Source organism: Bradyrhizobium sp. G127 (assembly GCF_021502575.1).
Taxonomy (GTDB): Bacteria; Pseudomonadota; Alphaproteobacteria; order Rhizobiales; family Xanthobacteraceae; genus Afipia.
This window is the reverse complement of the sequence record NZ_JAKFGN010000001.1, coordinates 1,313,662-1,336,307: the sequence shown is the minus strand read 5'-3', so window position 1 is coordinate 1,336,307 and position 22,646 is coordinate 1,313,662. Positions and strand designations below refer to the sequence as shown.

General features: G+C 56.6%; 20 protein-coding genes and 1 tRNA gene. 11 read left to right on the top strand and 10 right to left on the bottom strand.

The genetic code is table 11. The features are described 5' to 3' along the window. Positions 1–34: 34 nt before the first annotated feature. The 4 genes from LVY71_RS06485 to LVY71_RS06470 all read left to right on the top strand — a co-directional run bounded on the left by LVY71_RS06485 (position 35) and on the right by LVY71_RS06470 (position 5,293). On the top strand, positions 35–2,236 hold the full coding sequence (locus tag LVY71_RS06485; RefSeq protein WP_235098989.1) for an amylo-alpha-1,6-glucosidase: 2,202 nt from the start codon (positions 35–37) through the stop codon (positions 2,234–2,236). Between the two features lie 73 nt (positions 2,237–2,309). Next, positions 2,310–2,861, top strand: coding sequence for a PRC-barrel domain-containing protein (locus LVY71_RS06480; protein ID WP_235098988.1), 552 nt, complete (start codon positions 2,310–2,312; stop codon positions 2,859–2,861). Positions 2,862–2,966: 105 nt separating this feature from the next. Then, positions 2,967–4,214, top strand: coding sequence for an MFS transporter (locus tag LVY71_RS06475; RefSeq protein WP_235100029.1), 1,248 nt, complete (start codon positions 2,967–2,969; stop codon positions 4,212–4,214). 551 nt (positions 4,215–4,765) lie between these two features. Next, on the top strand, positions 4,766–5,293 hold the full coding sequence (locus LVY71_RS06470; RefSeq protein WP_235098987.1) for a hypothetical protein: 528 nt from the start codon (positions 4,766–4,768) through the stop codon (positions 5,291–5,293). Between the two features lie 30 nt (positions 5,294–5,323). On the opposite strand, the gene LVY71_RS06465 is transcribed toward LVY71_RS06470, so the two are convergent. Continuing rightward, on the bottom strand, positions 5,324–6,007 hold the full coding sequence (locus LVY71_RS06465) for a recombinase family protein (RefSeq protein WP_235098986.1): 684 nt from the start codon (positions 6,005–6,007) through the stop codon (positions 5,324–5,326). A gap of 565 nt (positions 6,008–6,572) precedes the next feature. On the opposite strand from LVY71_RS06465, the gene LVY71_RS06460 reads away from it, so the two are divergent. Both LVY71_RS06460 and LVY71_RS06455 read left to right on the top strand, forming a co-directional pair. Then, positions 6,573–9,431, top strand: coding sequence for a phage tail tape measure protein (locus LVY71_RS06460; protein WP_235098985.1), 2,859 nt, complete (start codon positions 6,573–6,575; stop codon positions 9,429–9,431). Between the two features lie 65 nt (positions 9,432–9,496). After that, positions 9,497–10,504 (top strand): S1 family peptidase, encoded by a 1,008-nt coding sequence (locus tag LVY71_RS06455; RefSeq protein WP_235098984.1) that lies wholly within the window; start codon positions 9,497–9,499, stop codon positions 10,502–10,504. Between the two features lie 43 nt (positions 10,505–10,547). Here the strand turns inward: LVY71_RS06455 and LVY71_RS06450 are convergent, their stop codons facing one another. Beyond that, the gene (locus LVY71_RS06450; protein ID WP_235098983.1) at positions 10,548–11,507 is read right to left on the bottom strand and encodes a hypothetical protein; all 960 of its coding nucleotides are present in this window, start codon (positions 11,505–11,507) and stop codon (positions 10,548–10,550) included. Positions 11,508–11,545: 38 nt separating this feature from the next. Then, positions 11,546–12,304 carry a DUF4145 domain-containing protein gene (locus tag LVY71_RS06445; RefSeq protein ID WP_235098982.1) on the bottom strand — a complete coding sequence of 253 codons (759 nt, stop codon included), beginning with the start codon at positions 12,302–12,304 and terminating at the stop codon, positions 11,546–11,548. 935 nt (positions 12,305–13,239) lie between these two features. Between LVY71_RS06445 and LVY71_RS06440 the strand changes: the two genes are divergently transcribed. Further along, positions 13,240–14,019 (top strand): LvrA C-terminal domain-related protein, encoded by a 780-nt coding sequence (locus LVY71_RS06440; RefSeq protein ID WP_235098981.1) that lies wholly within the window; start codon positions 13,240–13,242, stop codon positions 14,017–14,019. A gap of 141 nt (positions 14,020–14,160) precedes the next feature. Here the strand turns inward: LVY71_RS06440 and LVY71_RS06435 are convergent, their stop codons facing one another. Beyond that, positions 14,161–14,547: a GIY-YIG nuclease family protein gene (locus tag LVY71_RS06435; RefSeq protein ID WP_235098980.1), complete on the bottom strand. Its 387-nt coding sequence runs from the start codon at positions 14,545–14,547 to the stop codon at positions 14,161–14,163. Between the two features lie 384 nt (positions 14,548–14,931). Between LVY71_RS06435 and LVY71_RS06430 the strand changes: the two genes are divergently transcribed. The 4 genes from LVY71_RS06430 to LVY71_RS06415 all read left to right on the top strand — a co-directional run bounded on the left by LVY71_RS06430 (position 14,932) and on the right by LVY71_RS06415 (position 17,401). Next, entirely contained in the window at positions 14,932–15,120 is a 189-nt protein-coding gene (locus LVY71_RS06430) for a hypothetical protein (RefSeq protein ID WP_235098979.1), read from the top strand. 7 nt (positions 15,121–15,127) lie between these two features. Continuing rightward, positions 15,128–15,637 carry a hypothetical protein gene (locus tag LVY71_RS06425; protein WP_235098978.1) on the top strand — a complete coding sequence of 170 codons (510 nt, stop codon included), beginning with the start codon at positions 15,128–15,130 and terminating at the stop codon, positions 15,635–15,637. 94 nt (positions 15,638–15,731) lie between these two features. Next, entirely contained in the window at positions 15,732–15,953 is a 222-nt protein-coding gene (locus LVY71_RS06420; RefSeq protein WP_235098977.1) for a hypothetical protein, read from the top strand. A 239-nt stretch (positions 15,954–16,192) separates the two neighbouring features. Further along, complete coding sequence (locus LVY71_RS06415) at positions 16,193–17,401, top strand: tyrosine-type recombinase/integrase (RefSeq protein WP_235098976.1); 1,209 nt, start codon at positions 16,193–16,195, stop codon at positions 17,399–17,401. Positions 17,402–17,407: 6 nt separating this feature from the next. Here the strand turns inward: LVY71_RS06415 and LVY71_RS06410 are convergent. The 6 genes from LVY71_RS06410 to LVY71_RS06385 all read right to left on the bottom strand — a co-directional run bounded on the left by LVY71_RS06410 (position 17,408) and on the right by LVY71_RS06385 (position 22,413). Next, positions 17,408–17,483, bottom strand: a tRNA-Ile gene (locus LVY71_RS06410). Between the two features lie 169 nt (positions 17,484–17,652). Continuing rightward, the gene (locus LVY71_RS06405; RefSeq protein WP_235098975.1) at positions 17,653–18,912 is read right to left on the bottom strand and encodes an adenosylmethionine--8-amino-7-oxononanoate transaminase; all 1,260 of its coding nucleotides are present in this window, start codon (positions 18,910–18,912) and stop codon (positions 17,653–17,655) included. Further along, positions 18,909–19,550, bottom strand: coding sequence for a dethiobiotin synthase (gene bioD / locus LVY71_RS06400; RefSeq protein ID WP_235098974.1), 642 nt, complete (start codon positions 19,548–19,550; stop codon positions 18,909–18,911). The genes LVY71_RS06405 and bioD overlap by 4 nt, the downstream gene beginning before the upstream one ends. Next, positions 19,547–20,677, bottom strand: coding sequence for an 8-amino-7-oxononanoate synthase (locus LVY71_RS06395; protein ID WP_235098973.1), 1,131 nt, complete (start codon positions 20,675–20,677; stop codon positions 19,547–19,549). The genes bioD and LVY71_RS06395 overlap by 4 nt, the downstream gene beginning before the upstream one ends. A gap of 51 nt (positions 20,678–20,728) precedes the next feature. Further along, positions 20,729–21,076: an aspartate 1-decarboxylase gene (gene panD, locus LVY71_RS06390; RefSeq protein WP_235098972.1), complete on the bottom strand. Its 348-nt coding sequence runs from the start codon at positions 21,074–21,076 to the stop codon at positions 20,729–20,731. 101 nt (positions 21,077–21,177) lie between these two features. Then, positions 21,178–22,413, bottom strand: coding sequence for an MFS transporter (locus LVY71_RS06385; protein WP_349629880.1), 1,236 nt, complete (start codon positions 22,411–22,413; stop codon positions 21,178–21,180). Positions 22,414–22,646: the final 233 nt, after the last annotated feature.

The following is a 22,646-nucleotide window of genomic DNA, read 5'->3' as shown; positions in this document are numbered from 1 at the left end:
GAACGCTCACCCCTGAACCACTTCGAGGTCGAGAATGGCAATCGAAGCCGTCACCGAAATAACGACGATTCGTGACATAGAAAGCGTTACAGAATCGCCGTTCTATATTCCGATGACCGGCCCCGCGGCGCGCCCGCGCCGGGCACTGAAACACGACGACACCTTCGTGGTGCTCGACAGCCACGGCGACATCGGCGCATCCGTCGGCGGTCCCGACGGGCTCTTCAACGCCGACACCCGCTATCTCGCACGCCTCGAACTGCTGCTGAACGATATGCAGCCCCTGCTGCTCGGCTCCAATTTACGCGATGACAACTCGTCGCTGACCGTCGATCTTACCAATCCGGACATCTTTCGTAACGGACAGATCGTACTGCGAAAGGACATGCTGCACATTGTGCGAACGATCTTTCTGTGGCGCGACACTGCCTATCAGCGGATCGGACTGCAAAACCACGGCGAACGCAGCGCCAGCTTCAGTCTTGCCTTGCTGTTCGACAGCGACTTTGCGGATTTGTTTGAGGTCCGTGGCGAGAAACGCCCGAGGCGTGGCGTGGGCGGCGGCCGGGTGAGTGATCCGACGGACGTACTCTTTGAGTATATCGGGCTCGACGAAAGACCTCGGAGCACCGCACTTTATTTCGATCCCGCTCCATCGCATCTGGCGGTAAATCGCGCGACCTATCATCTGGATCTGGCGCCCCAACAGACGATCTCGCTGTTTGTGGCCGTGTCTTGCAACAAGCCTGCCTCATACAAGCCAGTTCCATTTTTCCGCGGCCTGCTGGCTCACCGCCGGGAGATGCGGCAGTCCACGGCTGGCGCAACCACCATCGAAACATCCAACAATATCTTCAATGAGGTGCTTTGCCAGGCAAGCGCCGACCTGAATATGCTGATGACGCAAACGCCGGAAGGGCGTTATCCCTACGCCGGAATTCCATGGTACTCGACCACATTCGGCCGCGACGCCCTCATTGCGGCGCTGCAGATGCTATGGATCGATCCGCGCATTGCACGCAGCGTCCTCAAGCGGCTGGCGACCCATCAAGCAACGGCGGTCGATCCGCTTGCCGACGCTGAACCCGGGAAAATCCTGCATGAGATGCGGGGCGGAGAGATGGCTGCGCTGCGCGAAGTGCCATTCGGAAAATACTACGGCAGCGTCGATTCCACGCCGCTGTTCGTGCTTCTTGCTGGCCTCTATGTCGAGCGGACTGGCGACGAGGAAACGCTACGAGAACTCTGGCCCGCCATCGAAGCAGCCTTGCGATGGATTGACGGGCCTGGAGATCCCGACCGGGATGGCTTCGTCGAGTATAAGCGCGCTTCCGAGCAAGGCCTCGCCAACCAGGGATGGAAGGACTCGTTCGACGCCATCTTCCACGCCGATGGCAAGCTCGCCGAGGGATATATCGCTCTCGCCGAAGTTCAAGGTTACGTCTTTGCCGGCAAGAAACTGGCCGCATGCTCCGCACGGCGCCTCGGCTTCATGGACAGGGCAACGAATCTTGAAGCCGAAGCGCAGATTCTTGCAGAGCGCTTCGAGCAGGCTTTCTGGTGCGATGAACTTGGCACCTATGCTTTGGCGCTCGACGGTGCCAAGAAGCAATGCAAAGTCAAAACATCCAATGCCGGTCAGGTTCTGTTCACCGGCATCGCCCGCGAGGATCACGCACGCATGGTCGCCGCGGATTTACTGCGGCCTCACTTCTTTTCGGGCTGGGGCATCCGCACGGTGGCGCGCGGTGAGGCCCGCTATAATCCGATGTCCTATCACGACGGCTCGATCTGGCCGCATGACAATGCACTGATCGTCCTCGGTCTTGCACGTTACGGTCTGAAGCATTCGGTCGAACAGGTGTTCAAGGGCCTGTTTGACGCTGCAACCTATATGGATCTTCGGCGATTGCCGGAATTGTTTTGCGGTTTCCAGCGCGAACGTCGTCAGGGGCCGACACTTTATCCAGTCGCCTGCGCGCCACAGGCATGGGCAAGCGCGACACCGTTTACATTACTCGAAGCTGCACTCGGTCTCGAATTCGATCCCGAGCGCGGCGAGATTCGCTTGCGCAATCCACGACTGCCCGCATTTCTGAACGAAGTCATTCTGCGCAATCTTCAGCTCGGAGAGTCCAGCGTGGATTTGCGGGTGAGACGCCAGGCCGACGATGTATCGCTCGAGGTGTTGCGCACGCGCGGAAAAATCCAAGTCTCGATCGTTCTCGCCCGCTAATTTTCGACAACTTGGGCAACGCGGTTCAGGCAAATGGCGGCAGCGTCGCAAAGCCAAGTCAGGGAGCATCGTTATGGGGGTTAACCGCCTCGCAGTGATCGTCGCATGGATCGCCGCAGCCCTTCTCAGCGCGCCTTCGCAAGCCGCCGATTCCGCCTCGCAACCATCAAGCCAGACGGTTCCCTCCGCTGATACGGGGACTTCGCCGCCCACGGCCCCCCTCACCTTGCCGCCAGCGACATCCTCTCGCCCCGCACCGGTGGAAACTTCGCCGCCCCCCTCCGTCACGGTGATCGATGCCGTGGAAGCCCACGGCATTCTCGGCCGGGATATTCGAAGTCCGGCAAATGAAAACATGGGCCGGATCGTCGATGTGATCGTCGATCGTTCGGGAAAGCCACGGGCCGCGTTGATCGACTTTGGCGGATTTCTCGGCGTCGGAAGCCGGAAGATCGTGGTCGACTGGAGCGCGCTGCACTTCTGGAATGTCGCAAACAAGGCCGAAAGTATCACGCTCGAACTGACGCGCGATCAGGTGAAGGCCGCGCCCGAATACAAGGAGGACAAGCCGATAGTCGTGCTCGGCGCGTCGGGCAACCTCGCGCCTATGCGCTTTATCCCTTAATAAGGGAGGAGTCCTGAACTGCCCAAACAAGCCACCATAGATTCGGCCAATGAGGATGCCAGCAGCCGCGAAAACATTGCGCATGCCGGGCACGACGCATCCGCGATCGCACCAGAATCGCGCGAGCCACGCGCCTACGGTCCCTCGCGTCAAAGTCGGCGCGGGCTTGACTGGTTCATTTTTTTTCTCGCCGACGTCCAGACCGGATTTGGTCCCTTCGTCGCAGTCTATCTAACCACCCAGAAATGGACCCAGGTCGAAATCGGTCTGGTGCTTTCGGTGGGCGGCATCGTGGCACTTCTCGGACAAATGCCCGGCGGAGCTTTCGTCGATGCTGCGCGCTCGGCCCGCAAGGCTGCCGGCATCGCAATTTCGCTGATCGCTCTCAGCGCTCTCGGCTATGCGGTGCTGCCCATCTTTCCTGTTGTGATGACCGCAGCCACTCTCCATGCTGCGGCCAGTTGCGTCCTCGGTCCGGCAATTGCCGCCATCAGTCTCGGACTGGTGGGGCCGCTGGCGATCGGTGAACGGCTGGGACGCAACGCACGATGCGCTTCGCTGGGAAACGGTGTGGCTGCGGCGGTAATGGGCGCCTGCGGCTATTATCTGTCAAGCCGATCGGTGTTCGTAGTTACTTTCATTCTGGCAATCCCGACACTTGTTGCTCTGTCGCGCATCCGCGAGCGCGAAATCATTTCCGAACATCTGGTCAGAGCCGAATTCCGGGGAGCGCCGGTCGCCTCCACCGCGAGCATTCGCCAGCTTGTTCAGCAACGGCCGCTGCTGATCTTCGCCTTGAGCGTGCTACTGCTGCAACTGGCAAATGCGGCAATGCTGCCGCTGATGGCCGGCGTGGTGACGACACGCTCCAGCCAATGGGCGCCCGTTCTGATTGCCGCATGTATTATCGTGCCCCAGGCCATTGTGGCACTGACGTCACCTTCAGTCGGGCGCATCGCGCAAAAATTCGGACGAAGGCCGTTGCTGCTGCTCGGTTTTAGTGCGCTGGCGATCCGCGGTGTGCTGTTTGCAACGGTCCGCGATCCCTATCTGCTGGTCGCGGTTCAGGTTTTCGATGGCATTACAGCGGCTGTCTTCGCCGTCATGATTCCGCTGATCGTCGCCGACATCGCGTTCGGCAGCGGCCATTTCAATCTTGCGCAGGGCATCGTCGGCACTGCGACCGGGATCGGTGCTTCGCTTAGCACCGTACTGGCCGGCTATGCCGCCGACCGTTTCGGCAGCAGCGTCGCTTTCCTCGGATTGGCCGCCGTCGCAGCGGTGGGCCTCGTGATGATCTGGACGATCATGCCGGAAACGCAGCGACGAAGCATTCCATCGCTGCAGAGCTAACACGACAACACTCCATCGAAACGGTCGCAAACTATTGAAATCATTGGTGGGCCCGGCAGGACTCGAACCTGCAACCAGACCGTTATGAGCGACTTTCCTTTGCACTATGGCCATGAATTGCTGAGTGAATTTGTCGGAGACAGTGCGCCATGATCAGCGTTTGTTCACGGTCATTCGGTTATCAATCGGTTATCCTAACGGTGATGAGAACACGCGAGAACGAGACACGTTCATTGGCTTTCCTACTACTGGTTATCGCTGTTGTGGTGGCCTCAACTCTTAAATCTCTGGCATCGTCGCCATACTGCACGCCAAAGAACGGGCGGGACAGAATCCAGAAGGCTGGCGCTTGTCCGACCGGCTATTTTGCATCTGGAGATTGCTGCGAAGCACTTCACAAAGAAACGCCGAATGCCATTCCAAAGATTAGGGGAGCCGCCTGCCCGTCTGGCTATTTCGCCAGTGGTGGGTCGTGTAAGGCTTTTCGATAGGTGCTTGATCCGGTATGGCTAGTACCAAGTGTTAGACGCACCAAAGCTGTAGGGTAGAAGATGAAGTCAGCGATATTGGTTTGTGGTTTGGTGACCGTGGCGGCATGTGCCTCGGCTCAAGCTGAGGAGGAGTTGGGCTTCCTTGGGGTGAAAATTGGCTTTTCGCGCGAGCAAGTCCGCGAGGCTATCAAGGATCGAGGCTTGCAATGCATCGACGCTGCAAAGAACGGCGTAGAAATTATGTGCCACGTCGGTTCTGGCAGCCTAACCGTATCTTCTACGAAGAATGTGTCCCCCTCAAAGGTTTTCTCGGTGGGCTTTATATATCAAAGCGACGATTCCTTAGAGGAAGCGGGAAAATATGCGGCTCGGCAGTTGGGGCTTAATCAACTGCCCACCACTGCGAAGGGCTTTGGTGGACGTCCGAAACTTGTTTGGAAAATTCACGAAGATCGAACGTTGTCGTTATCAAAAGGAATGAGTGGCTATCAGCTTTTGATCTTTGACGAAGCCATGGCAAACGCAGACTCAGAAGCATCAGCGACTAGCAATGCTGAGATGTTGCTCAAAGGTCTGCATGCCAAGTAACAAGTGGCCCATTTGAACTCGTCGATGATTTTACACCACCGCGCTTGCCCGATCTAACATGTTCTTGACGGTCATAGCATGCCAAGTACCCCCACGAGCTGTCTGGACACCGCGAGCATTCAGTGCGTCTGCGATTTCCCTTAGAGTTGTTGCGCCAGCTTTTTGGACCGCGCGAATGACTGGCAGAATGTTTGCCGCATGCCGGTCCGCATTCGCGACAACCACCTTTCTACCTACCTTTGCAGCCTTTTCGATTTCCGGATTCCCAAGCCGGACGCCCTGAGCCTTCCTAACAGCAAGTGCTGCCTTGGTCCGGGCTGCGATGAGATTGCGCTCTTTCTCTCCGAGGGCCGCATACAAATGCAAGATGAACGGATCAACGTCCGGCCCCAGTTCAGTCACGATGAACGGGACTCGATGCGCCATTAGACCGCTGATGAAATGCACGTCACGGCTAAGGCGATCCAACTTCGCCACCACCACCGTGCCTTTGATCTTCCGTGCCTCTGCAAGGGCCGCAGCGAGCTTGGGACGGCGGTCCAGCGCATCAGCGCCTTTGCCGGTCTCCACTTCTACATATTCGGAAACGACCTCGTAGCCTTCCGCCGCAGCAAAGCGGGCGATGTTCTCCCGCTGCGCTTCGAGGCCAAGGCCAGACCTTCCCTGTCTCCCGGTGGAGACACGAACGTATGCAATCAGGACTGGCTTGGTCATGGGAATGCTCCGGCCTCAAGTCTGTAAATACTTCATACCCACATTTTAGATTTATACACAAGCGGAAATTGGCCCCTTGCGCCACGATTCCATCCGGAGCTGGAAGGCGGACAATGCTTGGGCTTGATTTTTGAGATGGTGCGATTGAGCGCGATGCTTTCCCGCTGCTCTCGCAAGGCTAGCCGAGCACGACGGACCTAGCCTGATGACTCCCGGACACTTGAACATTGGTGTCCGGGAGTCGTTCCTGACTTATCGCCATGCCGGTCCTTGTCCGGCCACATCGCTGCATGCTGATTTAACGTGTCCTCATCAATCAGATGTTTTCATCAGCTTCTCCCGCAGCCACCGCATGGTGTTCCCGCCAACGCTGTGTCCAGCCAGTAAACAAGAGGCTGATTTTTTTATCGGCATAGGCCCCCCGGGTTGGGCAGGCCACTCAGATTATTTTCCCCCAAAAGACCAATTTTCGACCCCCACCCCTTTCCGAAAGTACCCCCTCCGTTCGGGAGGTTCATCCATGCGCGGCTAGTACCGGCACGCCAACGTCACTTAGAGAAACAACATGACTGATCGTCTCAACGTCACCGCAACCCTATCTGCGGTCGATATGGCATCGCCGGTAATCGACCGGTTTATGCAGAACGTCCGCAAGCTCGAAAATTCTGTGAAGCGTCTTAACCGCAGTTTCGACACCCTCAAAGGAATCGGCAAGGGAAGTCCCGATCTGGCCAATCCATACCAGAAGCTATTCAATGACATGGATCGATCCGTTAAGGATCAGATCGCCGGTGCGCGGAGGTACTCCGCATCTTGGCGACAAGCTCATGACGAACGTATCCGCTCAGAACAGCGGCTACATGCTTCGCTATCACGACTTGAAAGCGATGCCTTCGCACGACGTGAACGGCATCAGGCGGCACTGGCGCGACAGCATAGCCATGCCGGGGCGGGCTATCGATCGGCAGCCCGTTCAAGAAGCGCGGACGATGCCTTTATCAACGGTGCGGCTGGTGCATTTGTCGGGAGTCGATTTAGTAGTGGTGGCGCACTAGCTGTAGGCGCCGGTATCGGCCTTGCGGTCAAGGAAGCGATGCAGCAGCGCATGAAGACCGACGCGGCAGAAACTAAGGCTCAGATTTTCGGTGAGTTGAGCAAGGATGACGTCGCCAAACTGCGATCCGGATGGGCCGATAAAGCCTCGCTCAGGTTCGGTGTCCCGATCAATGAAATTATCAGCACTTATAATGAGGGCTTGAAGGCTGGCGTCACGAAAGGCCGAGTTGCAGAGCAGTTCACTGAAAATATCTTGAAGGCAAAGACCGGCCTTGAACTCGGAACGGATGTAACCGCAAAAATCGCGGCCCGTATTGCGACCATCTCTTCCGGGCTAAAGAATAGCTTTGATCCAGCTTTCACATACCGCTTCCTGAACGCCATCGCTGTTGTGGCAAAAGAAACGGCCGCCGATCCCGATGAAATTGTGGAAGCGAACAAGCGCGGCATATCTGTCCTGACTTCATCTCGTATGTCGGTGGAAGATTTGAGTGCCTTCACTGCCGCCGGAGTCGATGCCGGATTGCAGCCCGGAAAGGCCGGAACATTCCTTGGCTTTAGCGTGTCCGAACTTATCAACGCCAAGAATGCGCGCGGGCAGCGCTCCAAGGACTTGGAAAAAGGATCACGGATGCTGGGGTTCTCCGGTCGCGGAGACATTTCCAGACAAATGGCAAACGCTCCAACGGAGACCTTGTTGAAGGTTTATGATGCCTTGCAAGCAATGACAGAGGAAAATCGCGTCAAAGCCGCTGACTTGGTTTTCATGCGAGAGTGGCGAGACGAAGCGCTTGCCAACTCCAAGAAAGCCGACGACATCCGAAAGTCTATCGCAGCGGTACGTAAAAGTCCTGGCTTCATTGACACTACGTCCATTCAAAAACTTAGCTCTCTGCAAGGCCGATGGGATCGGCACATAGCGCAATTCACGTTGGCAATGGACAGGATCGGGGCAGGTTTCGAGACTATCTTGATTCCAGTGAGCAATGTTCTGCTTTGGATCGGCGATCATTTGAATTTTGACCTCATCGCCAGCGGCGTGAAGAATGCGCTCACTGGCAATCTGCCCATGCTGATGCTTGACCTGATAAAGGGCGTCTGGGGGTTGATTTTGGATTTCGCGAAGGAGGCGGCAAGCTCTGTTTTCGGGTCAATTCTAGGGAAGAAAGACAAGGGGGGATCGCCCGATAGGCCCCACCTTCGGAAGCAATCACTACTCGCACCTGCCGAGGATGCTGCTAAAGCATTCAAGAAAGTTGCTTTCGACGACAATGAAACCAAGTCATCAATTGATGCCTTGCGGGATCAGCTTCGCAGCATCGGTGCTGACATACGTCTCGCATCCTATTCGGGCGCGACGGAATTTAGCGCGAGGCGGCAGTCCAGTGAATCATTTTCAGGCGCGGGATTGGCGGCAAGAAACTCATTCGAAGCATCGCCGAGAGCTTTGGCAAACAATGCTCCCGGAAACCCACTCCCCGCATTTGGCATGAGTCGCTCTGGCATCATCCATAATGGGCGGTCAAAATTCTTTGACAAGAATGCAGTCCCATCATTCACAGGCGGTGGAGGCTCGGTGGCCGATAATGTTGGCGCTGGATTGACCGGGAATGCATTTCTTGCCGCACGGCGCGCGAGGTTTGCGGAAGAGCTGAAGAACGATCCGGCTTTGAGAATGCACCTCGCCGCCATGCAGGCGACTGAGGGCACAAGCAAGGGCGGCACGATTGAAAGCCTCATGAACCGTGCCGACATGCAGGGCAAGACCATGCGTGAGATGCTTGGCTTCAGTGCCGAGGGTAGGATCAACCCGAGGAGCTTCTACGGCCCGATCCGTCGCGGTGAGATTTTTGGAGCAATCCGCAGGTTGCAGAACAGCCCAAAAGAGTTCGCGAAGTATGATGCATTCACTAGTCGCGCGCTTGCCGGGAGCCACGTTATCGGCGGGTACACCGATCAGGGATTGGCCACCGACCCAAATGGTTCAGCTAGGACCGGTATCAAGGGCTTTAAGATCAGTCCAAAGGACGGCAACGAATTCACCGATTGGGTCGGGCCGGGATCGCGCTGGGGTCGGGGTCGCGCCGGGGCAATGAACTATCGCAAGTTCATTGAAGAGAACATTTCGAAGACGCCAGATAGCTTGGTTCGGAATGTACCTGAAACAGGTCAAAGCATCATCCAGAAGGTCCCGCAGGGCGGTGGAGCGTCGGGCGGTGGAATGTTGCCATTCGCAATGAACGGCGGAGCGCAGATCAATATCAACGGCGGAAGCCACGATCCTGAAACGCTCGCAACGCTTGTCCAGCGCCGTATCAATGAGTCGATGAACTGGCGTACCCACGACATCGAAGCTGAAATGACTTGAACCGCTTTGCTGTAAGCCTTGCAACCAGCGATCCCTCGCGCTGTAATGGCGCGGGGGATTTTCTTATGACGATGAAATTTGAGACGTTGCTGGCTTTAAGCCCGCCACAAGAGCTAAGGGCACTCATTCAGCTTTTATCTGTCGTTTTCGATAAAGCAGAGTATGAAAAACTAGTTAGAGCACAGCTTGGGAAGTCGGGAGACTTTTCATCAAGGGAAGCGCTGCTACTGAACGGATTCTTTGCAAGTCATGATTTATGGCAACTACTAATGGGCTGCGGTTGTTCAGGCGGCGTGAACACAACCACGGTCTCGGCTTTCTTGAAGAAGATCGAGGAATGGGGGTTAGTTGCGAAACTCGATCTTCCGAATGCGCGCGCGCCGTATCAATGGAATACGAAGATGGTTGCGCTATTTGGGAGATTAGGGATCATCGACAACATTGTGCTTGGTCCGGTTTATATCGCTCAGAAGTATCGCCAGAGCGTTCCCTCAATTTTGGTTTTTAAGGACGGTAAAGAGCGAATTGGAACGGGGTTTGTTGTCGGGAAAGGCGAAAAGTTCTTTGTTGTAACGGCAAAACACAACGTTGATCCAAGTGATGGGATTGAATTTCTAAGGATAGGTGATGCGGATGATGTGAAATACGAACCTGTAGGGTCATCTTGGACCTTAGATGCGATACGGGACATTGCAGCCATCGAAGTGCGCATTGGGAAAACGCCTGCGACTCAATCGCCCGTTACCATTTCCCTTTTAGGAAGGGCGCACCTTTTGGCTCGCACTGTTACGCTCGGCTACCCTCTCATTTCCTCGACCGATCAGGCTTATCTGTTGGCTCATGGCGGAGAGCTAAACGCGATTGTCACTTCCTATCTCGACAAGCAGCAGTATTTGCTTATTTCAAACCGCGTCGCACCGGGAAACAGCGGCGGCCCCGTTTTGGATGAAGCCGGGCTCTGTATCGGAATGGTCGTTCGCGCGCTTGAAGGCGAATATGAGGGAGGAGTGAGCAAGGCAAATGCCGCGATACCCTCAAATGAGTTGCGGGCCTTCATCGAGTCAATCCCCTAAGTGCAGTATGAAGCGCCATAATAATGTATGGCGCGCAGTTGTGTCAGGTAGATTGACGCGCTGCTTTTGACGCGAGCTTGGTAAAAGAAACTCGACTGTCAGAAATCGTTTCGTCGTACCGCTCGACAAATTTTGCAAACTTGGGACGGTCATCATTATAAGTTGCAATCCATCGCCCAATCGCATCGGCGTATGCTGAGATCAATTCATAGAAATCGAAATAGAATATTCCGTCGGTACCCATCTTTGGATAATCCGTTGGTCCCCCGGCTCGAAAGGAAATCCGCCTTACCTTGTTCGTCCGAACTTTCTTCGAACTAATATTAGACATATGCAAAATGCCGTTCCGGAGTTCCCATAACTCTGCCGCGCTAATTTCAAGAGACTTTAGGTCTGCATATGCATCCAACCAGTCGATGAACGGCGTAGGCTTGTCATTCCCGAATTCGATGTAAGCAACGCTATCGATACACGAAAGCAACAGCTTCATTGACGACACATGCAATCCTGCGTTGAAAGTCAGCTTGATAGCCAGAAAATAATCGTCGTGAATGAGTTGAGGTATGTCGACTCCGTCAGCGCTTGTGTACTTCTCAAGCCAATCGATCATTTCGCCTTCTTCACCTAGTGACCGCCTTACATCTTTCATGTTTAGCGGTTTATTATGTTCAGAAGCATAGTTGACGGTCGGCTCACCATTGACCACCGTCGTCACGACGAAGAGAGGCGTTAAGGTCGCTCCGATGTGTTCAAAAAAGTCATCAATTAGGTGGTGACTTTGGGCGAGCCGAGCCCTTGCGTAGTACTCGGCCTCAGTAAATGGAGATTTCAACCAGTATATTTGCGCTGTTTTGCAGTCAACGCTGACACGTTCTTGAAGGTAGCTCACTGCGGATTGGTCATCGAGTCCAGTTTCGTGAATCTCGTATCCAAGTTTCGAGCAATTGCCGTTCTCGAAATGAAGGAAAATATTGTAGATGCGCTCCACAGGTGGGGCTTTCATTTATCCGGAGCGGTTCGACGATTTTCGGAGGGCTGAGATCATTGCTGGTGTTTCGCGACTGTTGGCTTCTTCAGATTTCTCAATCGTGCAACCAGATCGTCGTGCTGATAGACGGCTTCAAGGATCTTCTTAGCAAGCTCAATTGCAGCATCTGAATGCTCTTTGGTTATATCATCATACTCGTGAGCCTCAACGTGTGCTGCATCATTTCCCAGAATGCGAAGTTCATCCGCTGCTTCGAGTAGAGAGGGTGATAGCGTAACAAAATTGGTTAGCTTCCCAATGCGCTCCTTCAGATTAGCACCCTTAGCTCCTTTTTCTTGGCACAGAAGTTCAAGCGCACGACGCACCATCAACGTTGAAGCTCGATATGCTTGAGCGCCGTTGGCTGCGACGGCCTCCTTTAACGACTCCGCGATCATCATGGGGATATTGTCTGATCGAAAATCAATCAGCGCCCGTGGAGAATAAGTGACGAGGGTTTCGCTGTGAGGAGTAATTTCCGCAACGATAGTGACTGCTCCGCGACATTTGGCGTTTGGGCAACTTCTCACACCAATCGCGAACATCTCTGCGCCGGATTGAAGCGCATCATTCAGTGGCCCGTCGTATTTGTATGTTCGCGGAAAGATCGCGTCCTGAACGTTATCGATTGGATCAAAAATGCCCTCTTTGCAGCAGTGAGGGCATTTTAGGCTGATCCTAAAGGCCTTCGCCGCGATGTAGTTGCCGGACGGTTGATACACATTGGAGTTTATGAATACCTTCTCGCCGAGAAGGGTGGCTAGGTCGGACATTGGGTGCCTATCAACGACTGAGGTTGGATCGACTCTGCAACGTAACGAATGCATTATCGTCATTAGATTTGCACGAATGCAAATCAATACAAATGGACCTATAGAGCTTGGTCGATCAAAATCAAATCCTCACATAGGGGGAATCAGTGACCACCGCTCTTGAACAACACATCGAAACGCTCTTGCCGCACCTCTTCCAAGTTGAGGGATCAGAAAACGCCGTAAACGCCGCAAGGCTTGCAGCCGAGTCCCTCATGCTATTCTTGGATGTGGCTACCGCTGGCAGCCATCTCCAATTCGACAACCAAGACTAAAATCAACCAACCGTCCCCGGTTCTCCGGGGTCACCACCGCAAGCCCGCTCCCGATTTAACGGGGCGGGCTTTTTACGTTAGAGGAAATATGAACAATACGAACTTACTGCTTGGGCAACATACTAACCTCCGGCGGACAACCGATGAAAGATTTGCGTTCGTCGCGGCTCTGTGTCGCGATCCCGAACTGACCCCTGCCGACAAGGTGATAGCATTCGTGTTGCTGGATCACTTCAGCGATACCGCAGGCCTGACCATGATGAGCCGGTCAGCCATCATCGGATGCGCCGGTCTCACGGAAAAGACCGTAGGGGATGCATCTCATCGACTCGAACGTCGGGGTTGGTTCTCGGTGGAACGCAATTTGTTGCGGACTCACGCATACGTACCCACATGGTCCCGACTGGATGAAGCGTTCGCCGCCTAATCCAAAGAAAACCCCGCAGCCGTTGGCGCGGCGACGGGGTTCGATGCAGAAACTAAGGATGCTCTAATATGCCACCGTTACTCGAAATTTGCAATACGACGGGTCATAAACCGTTTTTTCTGAAGCATAAAATGCACATACAGCTCGCGCTTGATCGAGAGCTATCTGAGACGGCCTTGCGGCTGGGAATCATCTTGTCTGAGCTCACCGACGAAAAGAAAGGGTGTGCTTGGCCGGGGGATCGTTGGCTTTCCCGTGTTCTCAAATGCAGCTTGAAGTCCCTTTACAATGCCCGTGAGAGACTGAAAGAGCGCGGCTGGTTGCGAGTGACCCCGGTTTTCCTGAATAACGAACGTGTCGGGAGCCGGTACTATCTCGCGTGGGACAGATTCGATGAGGTCGGATTGAAACAGGACGATCTGGTAGAGGTCGAAGCGGATTATCTCGAAAGCCAACGGCGACAGATGCCGCTGGATCGGAAAGAATCTTCCGAAGGGTCCGGGAAGAATCTTCCGGATGGTGCGGAAGAAGATTCCCGACAGGTCCAGAAAGAAACTCCCGCCAATAATACTTATTCAGGAAGCTTAGACACCAAGCTTAAGAGAGAAACTCCTGACGCTGGCGCGTCGGGGTCGACCGGCCCTGTCCTGAACTCGAGTCCTGCAAGCCAACCCCAAGCCGAAAATGATAACTGGCCAACGGATGCTTTCGATCAGTTCTGGGCGATCTACCCGGACAAGACCGGGAAGGCTTATGCTCGCACGCTTCTCTCGAAGATCGAGAAACGCGGGGACGTTAGGTTCGAGACTGTGATCGATGGCATTCGCCGGTACGTCAAGAACAAGCCGAAGGACCGCGCATGGTGCCATCCCTCGACGTTCATCAACCAAGAGCGTTGGGATGATGAGCCAGCGAACGACGGCTACGAGACGCTGCATCAGAAAGCCCGGGCAATGACGAAGGTCTCCATCTAAGGTCCACCGGGCCCAGGAACGGTCATTGGGCCGATGACGGCGGGTTCCTCATTTGAGGTCGCGTAACCTGCCCACGGGCCGCTGTGGTCCAGCAATGCCCAATCGAAGTGATGGCCGGTAACCGTGCGCTCCAGCCGGTAATCACTTGGTTGCGAGCGCACCGTCGCCGAGATGATCCGGGCACAGTTGTCCGACGGCATAGGCCTCGACAAGTGCCCTCAGACGGGCTTGTTCGATCTCGATATACCTGAACTTGAAACCGTTCCGGAGCTTGGCTCCCTTGCCCCCGAGCGCTCTCACAGTGAAGGAGGATGCGCCTTGCAGATGGTTGTTCAGCCTCTGATAGAGGCCCCGCTTGCCCCGGATCGTCCTCCCGACGTGAGCGACTCGTCCTGAAGCATCGTAAATCACATAGACGCCGTGGAGGTCCGGGACACTTATCCGTTCACCAGCCGGTGGGAACGCGAACATTGGACGCCGGAGAAGCTGGCGGAGCTTCGCCTTAACCGCCTTTGGTTCACCCTTCATGCACGGCCCTTCATCTTGCGCTGTCCATCCATTCCTTTCACTCCCCTTAAAAGCGAAATTGCATTTGTTATTCTTTGTCACTCGCAAGAAAGGCCTGTGCCGCAGCCGTTTCCGCGATCTTGTCAGGTCGATAATTCCTGACAGTTTGGTTTGTCGCGCCGATGGGTTGCAAGTGTAACACCGCGATGGTTTGACAAAACCGGGGTATCCCCCTATAATACGAACTACATTGCAGAACCTCGTCAGGATAAACCCCGGCGAGGTTTTTGCTTTTCTAGCGCCATCATGTCCCTTGGCGCTTTCTACCTCCCACATTCGATGACTAAAGCGCGCGGCGTTCTTCGCTGCGTGCGCCGTCATGTTTAATCCAAGGAACAATCAAAAATGAAGAGCATCAATCCCGATGCGTTCAAGTACGAAAAATTCTCGGTTGTCGGGTTTAGCATGCCCAAAGCGGCAATCCCTCTGATCGACAACAAAGCGGCTGAGGCATTCTTGGCCCGCAGTGCTTGGCTCCGTCAAACGATCATGAACGCGCTCTATGCCGATATGAAGCTTAACAACGAGAAATGACGACCGGATGCAGACTGTAGAAGGAACTGTGAACACGTTTGCGGTGGTCCGCAGCATACTCCGAGAGGAAGGACTCGACCTTTCACCGGAGGGCGAGGCTTTCATAGCCAACTCTATGACCAACAAAATCCGGATCGGCGGCGGCAAGGCCGTTCTGATCGCAGAGCGTGAGGCCACCGGAGAACTGGACCTTTTTGCGCACCTTCGAGTGCTCCGTCAATCTGAAGCGACGCAGCGCTATTTCATGGCATCGCGCTCAGACGCTCGGGTTCAGCCGGTAAACGTCCCCGCGAGGAACCCTTGGTCGAAAGAGGACCGCAACCTGACCCAACAGATGCTGTTGGAAAACACCCAACCAGAACTGGCCAAGCGCCTCAAGGCGGAAGCCAAGCAGAATGGTGCCGGTGATCCGAGCAATCCCTTCAGCCTCGCTGGCTGGAATCTCACTAAACAAATGCAGATGCAACGCGCTGACCCAGAGCTCGCCGCGCACATGGAGGCAAATGCGAATGTCTAACGTACCCCATTTTCAAATTCCGCGCCGGTCCCACCGTCCACGCGGACTCAATGCGATCAAGGTGTCAGATGAGGTGAAAGCGCAGAGGGCCGCCATGCTCGAAGCCAAGCGCCTCGCCGAGGAGGCCGCTGAGGCAAAGGTGGAGACGGCGAACGCCATGGCGGCATTGGAAGCTGAAGAAGGCCGTAAGGCGGGAATGTCCCATCAGCTTGCGGAGGCCAAACAGCGGGAGGCGTCAATCGCCGAGGCCATGCGGAACGTCGCTGCAATTATCGATCCAGCCAAAGGCAAGTCCTCTAAAATGCGATCTTCGTGAGGGATGATGGATAGAAACCATTTGGAATCAGTACCGTCGAACTCTGGAAATACCTTGGCTCGCATATGCGGGCCAAATACTCCCTTGCGGCTGCAAGATGCACTTGCCCTCGCATTCCCTGCCGGTGGAATGACGCTCTCCGGCCTGCGGAAAGAAGTTGCGAGGGGGCGACTAGCGGTCGAAACTATAGCCGGAAAGCATTTCACGACTCTGGCCGATATTGAGCGAATGAGGGAACTGTGTCGCGCGAACGTAAGCCTGCAAGACTCTGGAAAAAGCCCGCAAGTAATGGCCGTTCCGCGCTCTGGATCATTAAAGACGGTGGAAGGTCCATCGCCACAGGAGTCGTTGCGAAACCGTTTGAAGTCAGCCCACCAGAAGCAGCAGAGCGCAGCTTAGCTGACTACATCGCCTCAAAGTATTCGCCGGTGCGGACACGTCGTGACGTGGACCTTATCGACATTGCCGATGTGCTGGCGATCTACCACGAAGACCGCCGCGAGTCGTTTGAGACGGACCTTTACAAAAAGCGGTTCGATGCGCGCATAACCCGACTGAATGATTTTCTCGGTGGCACGATGCTTGGGTCGCTCACTACCAAGCTGTGCAACGATTACGCCAAACATCGAGGAAATGCCGGTGGCGCGCGTCGGGACTTGGAAGACCTGAGGGCAGCCATTGGTCATCATGCAAAACAGAACCTGCATCATGCGGTGATAAATGTCGCCCTACCACCGAAGGGGAAAGCCCGCGAGCGTTGGCTGACGCGAGATGAAGCCGCCAAGCTGATTTGGGCCGCATGGCGTCACCGTGAGGTTCAAACAATCCATCGTGGACCCAAAAAAGGCGAAAAGGTCGTTACGGACAAACACCCTCTCCGCCACATAGCAAGATTCATTCTGATCGGTCTCTACACCGGTACTCGTGCCAGTGCCATCGCGGCGGCCTCCCCCTACCGGAAGGAAGGGCATTCTTACGTTGACCTTCAGACTGGCGTGTTTCACCGCCTTCCAATCGGCAAACGCGTCACGAACAAGCGTCAGCCTCCCGTTGCCCTGCCAACGCGACTGGTCGCACATATGCGGCGGTGGATGGATCGTAAGATCATCAAGGATCATTTTGTCGAGTGGAATGGCGAGGCCGTCGCATCCGTAAAGAACGGCTTTGCACGGGCCGTGGAGATTGCGGACCTTTCAACCGAGGAAGGAAATGTCACGCCTCACACGCTTCGGCACACTGCTGCGACTTGGCTGATGCAGCGTGGCGCTGACCTCTGGCAATCATCAGGATTTTTGGGGATGTCGCCGGAGACGTTGAAGAATGTGTATGGCCATCACCATCCCGACTTCATGCGAGCGGCGGCGGATGCGATCACACGGAAGCAAAATTCCGCCAATCAGTTATCCAATCGGTTATCCGAGAAAAAGATGAAAACGTTAACTAATTGAAAGAATTGGTGGGCCCGGCAAGACTCGAACTTGCAACCAGACCGTTATGAGCGGTCGGCTCTAACCATTGAGCTACAGGCCCGCCGGTCCGCCATGACGGCGGGCAACGGTGCAATCACCCCATACAATGACCGCCGCCGCCGGGCAATCGTACCCATGCTCGTCCCGCAAATATCCCGGCTTGTTGCATTATCTGCCGGTTCAGGCGCGATCCAGGCCAAAAGCCCGCTCCGGTTCAGGGGCATCAATCCTCAGTCGGATTCGTCCGCCAATTCATCGACGGCATCGTAGACCAGATCGAGGTCATGCGCGGTACTGCAATAGGGCGGCATGATATAGATCGTATTGCCGAGCGGCCGGACCAGCAATCCGCGCGCGAGAAAACCACGATAGAGACGCGGGCCGATGTCGGCCAGATAGCCTGCATCCTTGGCCGCAAGGTCGAGCGCCGCGATGGTTCCGATCTGACGAACATTGGAGAAACGTTCGTCATCGCGAAAGCGCGCGAGCTTGTCCTGATGGAAAGCGGCAATGGCGCTGATGCGCTCCATCACCGGCTCGCGCTGCCAGATTTCCAGATTGGCCAGCGCTGCCGCGCAGGCAATCGGGTTCGCGGTGTACGAACTGGAATGGAAGAACGTGCGGCTGCGGTCCGCCGAATAATGTGCGTCGAAAATGTCCGCACGGCAGAGCGTAACTGCCAGCGGCAGCGAGCCGCCCGTCAATCCCTTCGAATAGCAGGCGATGTCCGGACTGATATCGGCCTGCTCGCAGGCAAACAATGTGCCTGTACGGCCCCACCCCGTCATCACCTCGTCGGCGATGAAAAGAATCTCGTGCGCCGCACAGACGCGCTTCATCCCCGCGAGCACATGCGGCGGATAGATTAGCATGCCGCCTGCCCCCAGAACGAGCGGCTCGACGATCAGGGCCGCAACATCGCCTTTCATGCAGGCGGCATCGAGCGCATCCAGCGTCGCCTGCTCGCGACCTGCGGCTGGAAATGGGATCCGCTGGACGTCGAACAGCAGCGGATCGTAAGGCGCATTGAACACACCACGCTCTCCCACCGACATGCCGCCGATGGTGTCACCATGATAGGCTCCTTCCAGCGCGAGAATGCGATTACGATTGCTGCCGTGATGCCGCCAGAACCCGAGCGCCATTTTCAGCGCGACTTCGACCGAGGTGGATCCGCTGTCGGAGAAAAAGACGTATTCAAGTTCCGGCGGCGTAATCTCGACAAGACGACGCGCGAGCTTCTCGGCGGGCTCGTGCGTGAATCCCGCAAAGATCACTTGATCGAGACGGTCTGCCTGCTGCTTGATCGCCTGCATGATATGAGGATGACGGTGGCCGTGGGTCACCACCCACCACGATGAAATCGCATCGAAAATGCGGCGGCCATCCGCGGCCTCGAGCCACGCGCCCTCGCCTTTCGAAATCATGACCGCTTCAGGCTGCACCGCATGCTGCGTGAACGGATGCCATACCGGCGATCTCGACGTCATCGGGCGGAGTCCCTGCGAAATTCGTCCACATGGAAATGCTGTGCAAACGCCGAATGCAAGGTGTCGTGCGTCAGCCGTGCGAGGCGCGGCAGGCGGCCAAGGCGTTTCGCTCGTCCCATCTCGCAAATGATCCGTTCGGATTCCATATTCTCGTCGCCAATAAAGGCGACCCCGAGCAGGGGAATATTGCGCGCCTGCAGCGCCTCGATCGACAACAGGCTGTGATTGATCGTGCCGAGCGTGGTCCGCGCGCAGAGCACCACCGGTGCGCGCCACCGGGCTATGACGTCGATATATGTGATGCTCTCCGTCAGCGGCACCATCAGACCACCCGCACCTTCAACCACCAGCGGCTGGCTCAGGTCCGGCAGAGCGAGTGTATCAGGATCGATGACGACGCCGTCGATCCTGGCAGCGAGATGCGGCGATGCCGGTGTCTTCAATCGATAGGCCTCGGGTAACAGGCGATCTTGCGAAAGACCAGACAGCCGCTGGACGGTATCGCGGTCGGTCTCCTCGTCGAGGCCCGCCTGGATCGGCTTCCAGTAAAACCCGTCAAGCGCGCCGGCGAGGGCCGCGGCGAATACCGTCTTGCCGATGCCGGTGTCGGTGCCGGTGACAACAATACGCACGATCATGCCGCCTGCCGCATGTCTTCGGCGAGCGCCTCGAACAGTTCCGCCACGATGACTTCGTTGACATTCAGCGTCAGCGCGATCCGCAACCGCGCGGTACCCTCGGGAACGGTCGGCGGACGGATCGCGCGAATATCGAACCCGCGGCGCTGCAAGGACGCGGCAACAGCGACCGCCGCGCGATCCGCGCCTATAATCACCGGCAGGATTTGCGAGCCTGACGTCGCGAGGTTGCAACGGCGGCGCAACTCATCGCCCGCAAATTGAACCAGACGCGCCAGCCGCTTGCGGCGCTCGGGATTGGTGCGTGAAATCTCGATGGCCGCCCGCGTGATCGCTGCCATCAGCGGCGACGGCGCGGTTGCGAAGATAAAGGGGCGCGCGCGGTTGACGAGAAAGTCGCGGATGGTGCGCGACGCGAGAATAAAGCCACCAACAGTGCCAAGCGCCTTGCCGCATGTATGCAGCGTGATGACATTGTCGCGGCCCTCGAACGCCGCAGCCAGTCCCCGGCCCTGCGGTCCCAGCACACCTGTCGCATGAGCCTCGTCGATGACAACCATCGCCTCATGACGATCGGCGACGGCAAACAGTTCCGCAAAATTCGGACTGTCGCCATCCATGCTGTAAAGGCTCTCAACCGAAATCCAGGGCCGCCCCTTGCCGCCGGCCTTGCGCCAGCGGACGATCGCGGCGTCGAAAGCATCTACATTATTGTGTGGGACGCCAACAGGGTCCGCGCGACCGCTGCGCAGACCTTCATGAACGCTGGCGTGAATCAATTCATCATGGACAACGAGATCGCCACGCTGCGGCAGTGTCGAGAAGATTGCATGGTTGGCGACAAAGCCGCCGCCGAAATAGAGTGCCGTCTCGGCTCCGAAATACGCAGCAGCCTCAGCTTCCAAAGCCTCATGCTCGGAATGATTGCCACGCAACAGGCGAGAGCCGCCCGCTCCGACCGGAACCCCGCGCGCCACGGCCTCGGCAGCGGCGCGCTTTAATTCATCAGATTCCGCCAATCCGAGATAGTCATTCGACGTAAAGTCGATCCCGACGCGATTGCGAAGCGAGCGCAGACGGCCCCGCCCCTCAAGATCGCGCAAGTCTGCTTCGAATGGCTCATGCATGCATCGAATCCCGATTGTCACGAAGGAAGATGGATGCGGGCAAATACCGCGCTAGAGTTTCCTGTTCTTTTCGTCGACAAGAACAACACGCGGCTGAAATTGCCGCGCTTCAACTTCATCAAAACTTGCATAGGCCACGATGATGACCTTGTCGCCCATCATCGCCAGCCGCGCCGCTGCGCCGTTCAATCCGATAACGCCAGAGCCGGCAGGCGCTTCGATGACATAGGTCGAGAAGCGCGCGCCGGTATCGATGTTATAGATGTCGACGCGTTCGTTGATGAGGAAACCGGCAGCATCGATCAGTGTCCGATCGATTGAGATCGAGCCTTCATAATGCAAATCCGCCTCGGTCACGCGTGCGCGGTGGATCTTCCCCTTCATCAACGTGACATGCATCGGCGTGCTCTGGTTACGGCGCGGATGTTTCGCGCGAAGGTCCGTTAGGACGACCGCCCCCTCAGGTCAAGACTTTAGGATTAGAACGGAGCGAATGGCTGTCAGGCAAAAGCCATGCGCCGGCGAGCGCGCAGCAGCAGCGCCACAACGATGGTCACGTTCAGAGCATTCCAGCCGACCCCGTTCAGGAAAGCGGCGGCATAGGAGCCGGTTGCGTCGAAGATCACGCCCGAAACCCATCCCCCCAACGACATGCCGATCACCGACGCGAAGATCACCATGCCCACCCGGGTCGCGGCTTCGCTGGACGGCATCGATTCCCGCACGATGATGGCGTAGCTCGGCACGATGCCGCCTTGAAACAGGCCGAACATCGCAGAGATAATGTACAGCGACATCAGGCCGTCGAAGAAGAGATAGAACATCAACGCGACGCCCTGCGCGATCGAACCGACCAGCAGCGTGCGCAAGCCGCCGATGCGATCCGCGAGAAAACCGGAGCCGATCCGGCTGACGATGCCGAAGGCAAGCATCAGCGACAGCATCTCCGCGCCGCGAGCCACGCCGTAACCGAGATCGCCGCAATAGGCGACGATGTGGACCTGCGGCATCGACATTGCCACGCAGCAGGCAACGGCTGCGATGCAAAGCATAATGGTCAGCGTATTCGTGTTGATCTGGAGATCGACGCGCGGCGGCGGCGCGTTCTCATGCGAGCGCACGGACTCGCTGCCGATCTGCCAACGCAGGATCGCAACTACGACCGCCATGATAATAGCGCAGCCAATTCCGATAGCGATGTGCGTGGCCCGCCATCCGGCATAGGCGGTTCCGCGTTCGACGACGGGAGGCCAGAACGTGCCGGCGATGTAGTTGCCGCTGGCGGCGATGGTGACCGCGAGGCCCCGGTGGCGATCGAACCAGTGCGATGCCTCGGTCATCAGCGGGCCGAAAGTGGCCGCGGCGCCTAGGCCGATCAGAAAATGCATCAGGTTGAATTGCCATAGCGCAGCGGCATAGCCAGCACCGAGGTAACCCAGCAGCATGGCGACGATACCGATGGTGATCGCGGGCACGATGCCAAAGCGGTCGGACAACCGGCCCATGCCGATGCCACCAAGACCGAAGCCGAGCATGGTGCAGGTAAAGGCCAGCGACGCTGCGCCCCGGGTCGCGCCGAAGTCCGCCTGCACGATAGGGATGACCACCACCACCGACCACATGCCGACGCTGCCGATCGATCCGATTATCAGGGCAATACCCAACCGTACCCACGCAGCGCGTGAGTCCGGCGTGAACGCCGCCAAAGAGGAGGTGGAATCGCTAGAGCCCGACACGCAGGCAACCTCGTCGGCATTGCCGTTCGGGTCAAGTCGTTCTCCGAATAGGGGTTATGCGAGAATATCATCCTCTCGCATCAGCGAAATGACCCGCCAGCATCCCCCGTTAACTCTTTACTAACCATAAGCTGGGCAAATTTTGCCGGGTGAAGTCGAGTGTCGTCGGTCGCGCAGAACGGGGGAATACCCGTGGATGCCAGTGCGGTGCCTCACTTTAGGAACGGTGGCCC

What these genes read in the sequence shown, in the direction of transcription:
- LVY71_RS06470 (WP_235098987.1), top strand. Translation starts at nt 4,766, where the DNA reads ATGAAGTCAGCGATATTGGTTTGTGGTTTGGTGACCGTGGCGGCATGT.
- LVY71_RS06420 (WP_235098977.1), top strand. Translation starts at nt 15,732, where the DNA reads ATGCTCGAAGCCAAGCGCCTCGCCGAGGAGGCCGCTGAGGCAAAGGTG.
- bioD (WP_235098974.1), bottom strand. Translation starts at nt 19,550, where the DNA reads ATGATCGTGCGTATTGTTGTCACCGGCACCGACACCGGCATCGGCAAG.
- LVY71_RS06430 (WP_235098979.1), top strand. Translation starts at nt 14,932, where the DNA reads ATGAAGAGCATCAATCCCGATGCGTTCAAGTACGAAAAATTCTCGGTT.
- LVY71_RS06460 (WP_235098985.1), top strand. Translation starts at nt 6,573, where the DNA reads ATGACTGATCGTCTCAACGTCACCGCAACCCTATCTGCGGTCGATATG.
- LVY71_RS06425 (WP_235098978.1), top strand. Translation starts at nt 15,128, where the DNA reads ATGCAGACTGTAGAAGGAACTGTGAACACGTTTGCGGTGGTCCGCAGC.
- LVY71_RS06405 (WP_235098975.1), bottom strand. Translation starts at nt 18,912, where the DNA reads ATGACGTCGAGATCGCCGGTATGGCATCCGTTCACGCAGCATGCGGTG.
- LVY71_RS06465 (WP_235098986.1), bottom strand. Translation starts at nt 6,007, where the DNA reads ATGACCAAGCCAGTCCTGATTGCATACGTTCGTGTCTCCACCGGGAGA.
- LVY71_RS06455 (WP_235098984.1), top strand. Translation starts at nt 9,497, where the DNA reads ATGACGATGAAATTTGAGACGTTGCTGGCTTTAAGCCCGCCACAAGAG.
- LVY71_RS06485 (WP_235098989.1), top strand. Translation starts at nt 35, where the DNA reads ATGGCAATCGAAGCCGTCACCGAAATAACGACGATTCGTGACATAGAA.
- LVY71_RS06435 (WP_235098980.1), bottom strand. Translation starts at nt 14,547, where the DNA reads ATGAAGGGTGAACCAAAGGCGGTTAAGGCGAAGCTCCGCCAGCTTCTC.
- LVY71_RS06445 (WP_235098982.1), bottom strand. Translation starts at nt 12,304, where the DNA reads ATGTCCGACCTAGCCACCCTTCTCGGCGAGAAGGTATTCATAAACTCC.
- LVY71_RS06450 (WP_235098983.1), bottom strand. Translation starts at nt 11,507, where the DNA reads ATGAAAGCCCCACCTGTGGAGCGCATCTACAATATTTTCCTTCATTTC.
- panD (WP_235098972.1), bottom strand. Translation starts at nt 21,076, where the DNA reads ATGCATGTCACGTTGATGAAGGGGAAGATCCACCGCGCACGCGTGACC.
- LVY71_RS06480 (WP_235098988.1), top strand. Translation starts at nt 2,310, where the DNA reads ATGGGGGTTAACCGCCTCGCAGTGATCGTCGCATGGATCGCCGCAGCC.
- LVY71_RS06395 (WP_235098973.1), bottom strand. Translation starts at nt 20,677, where the DNA reads ATGCATGAGCCATTCGAAGCAGACTTGCGCGATCTTGAGGGGCGGGGC.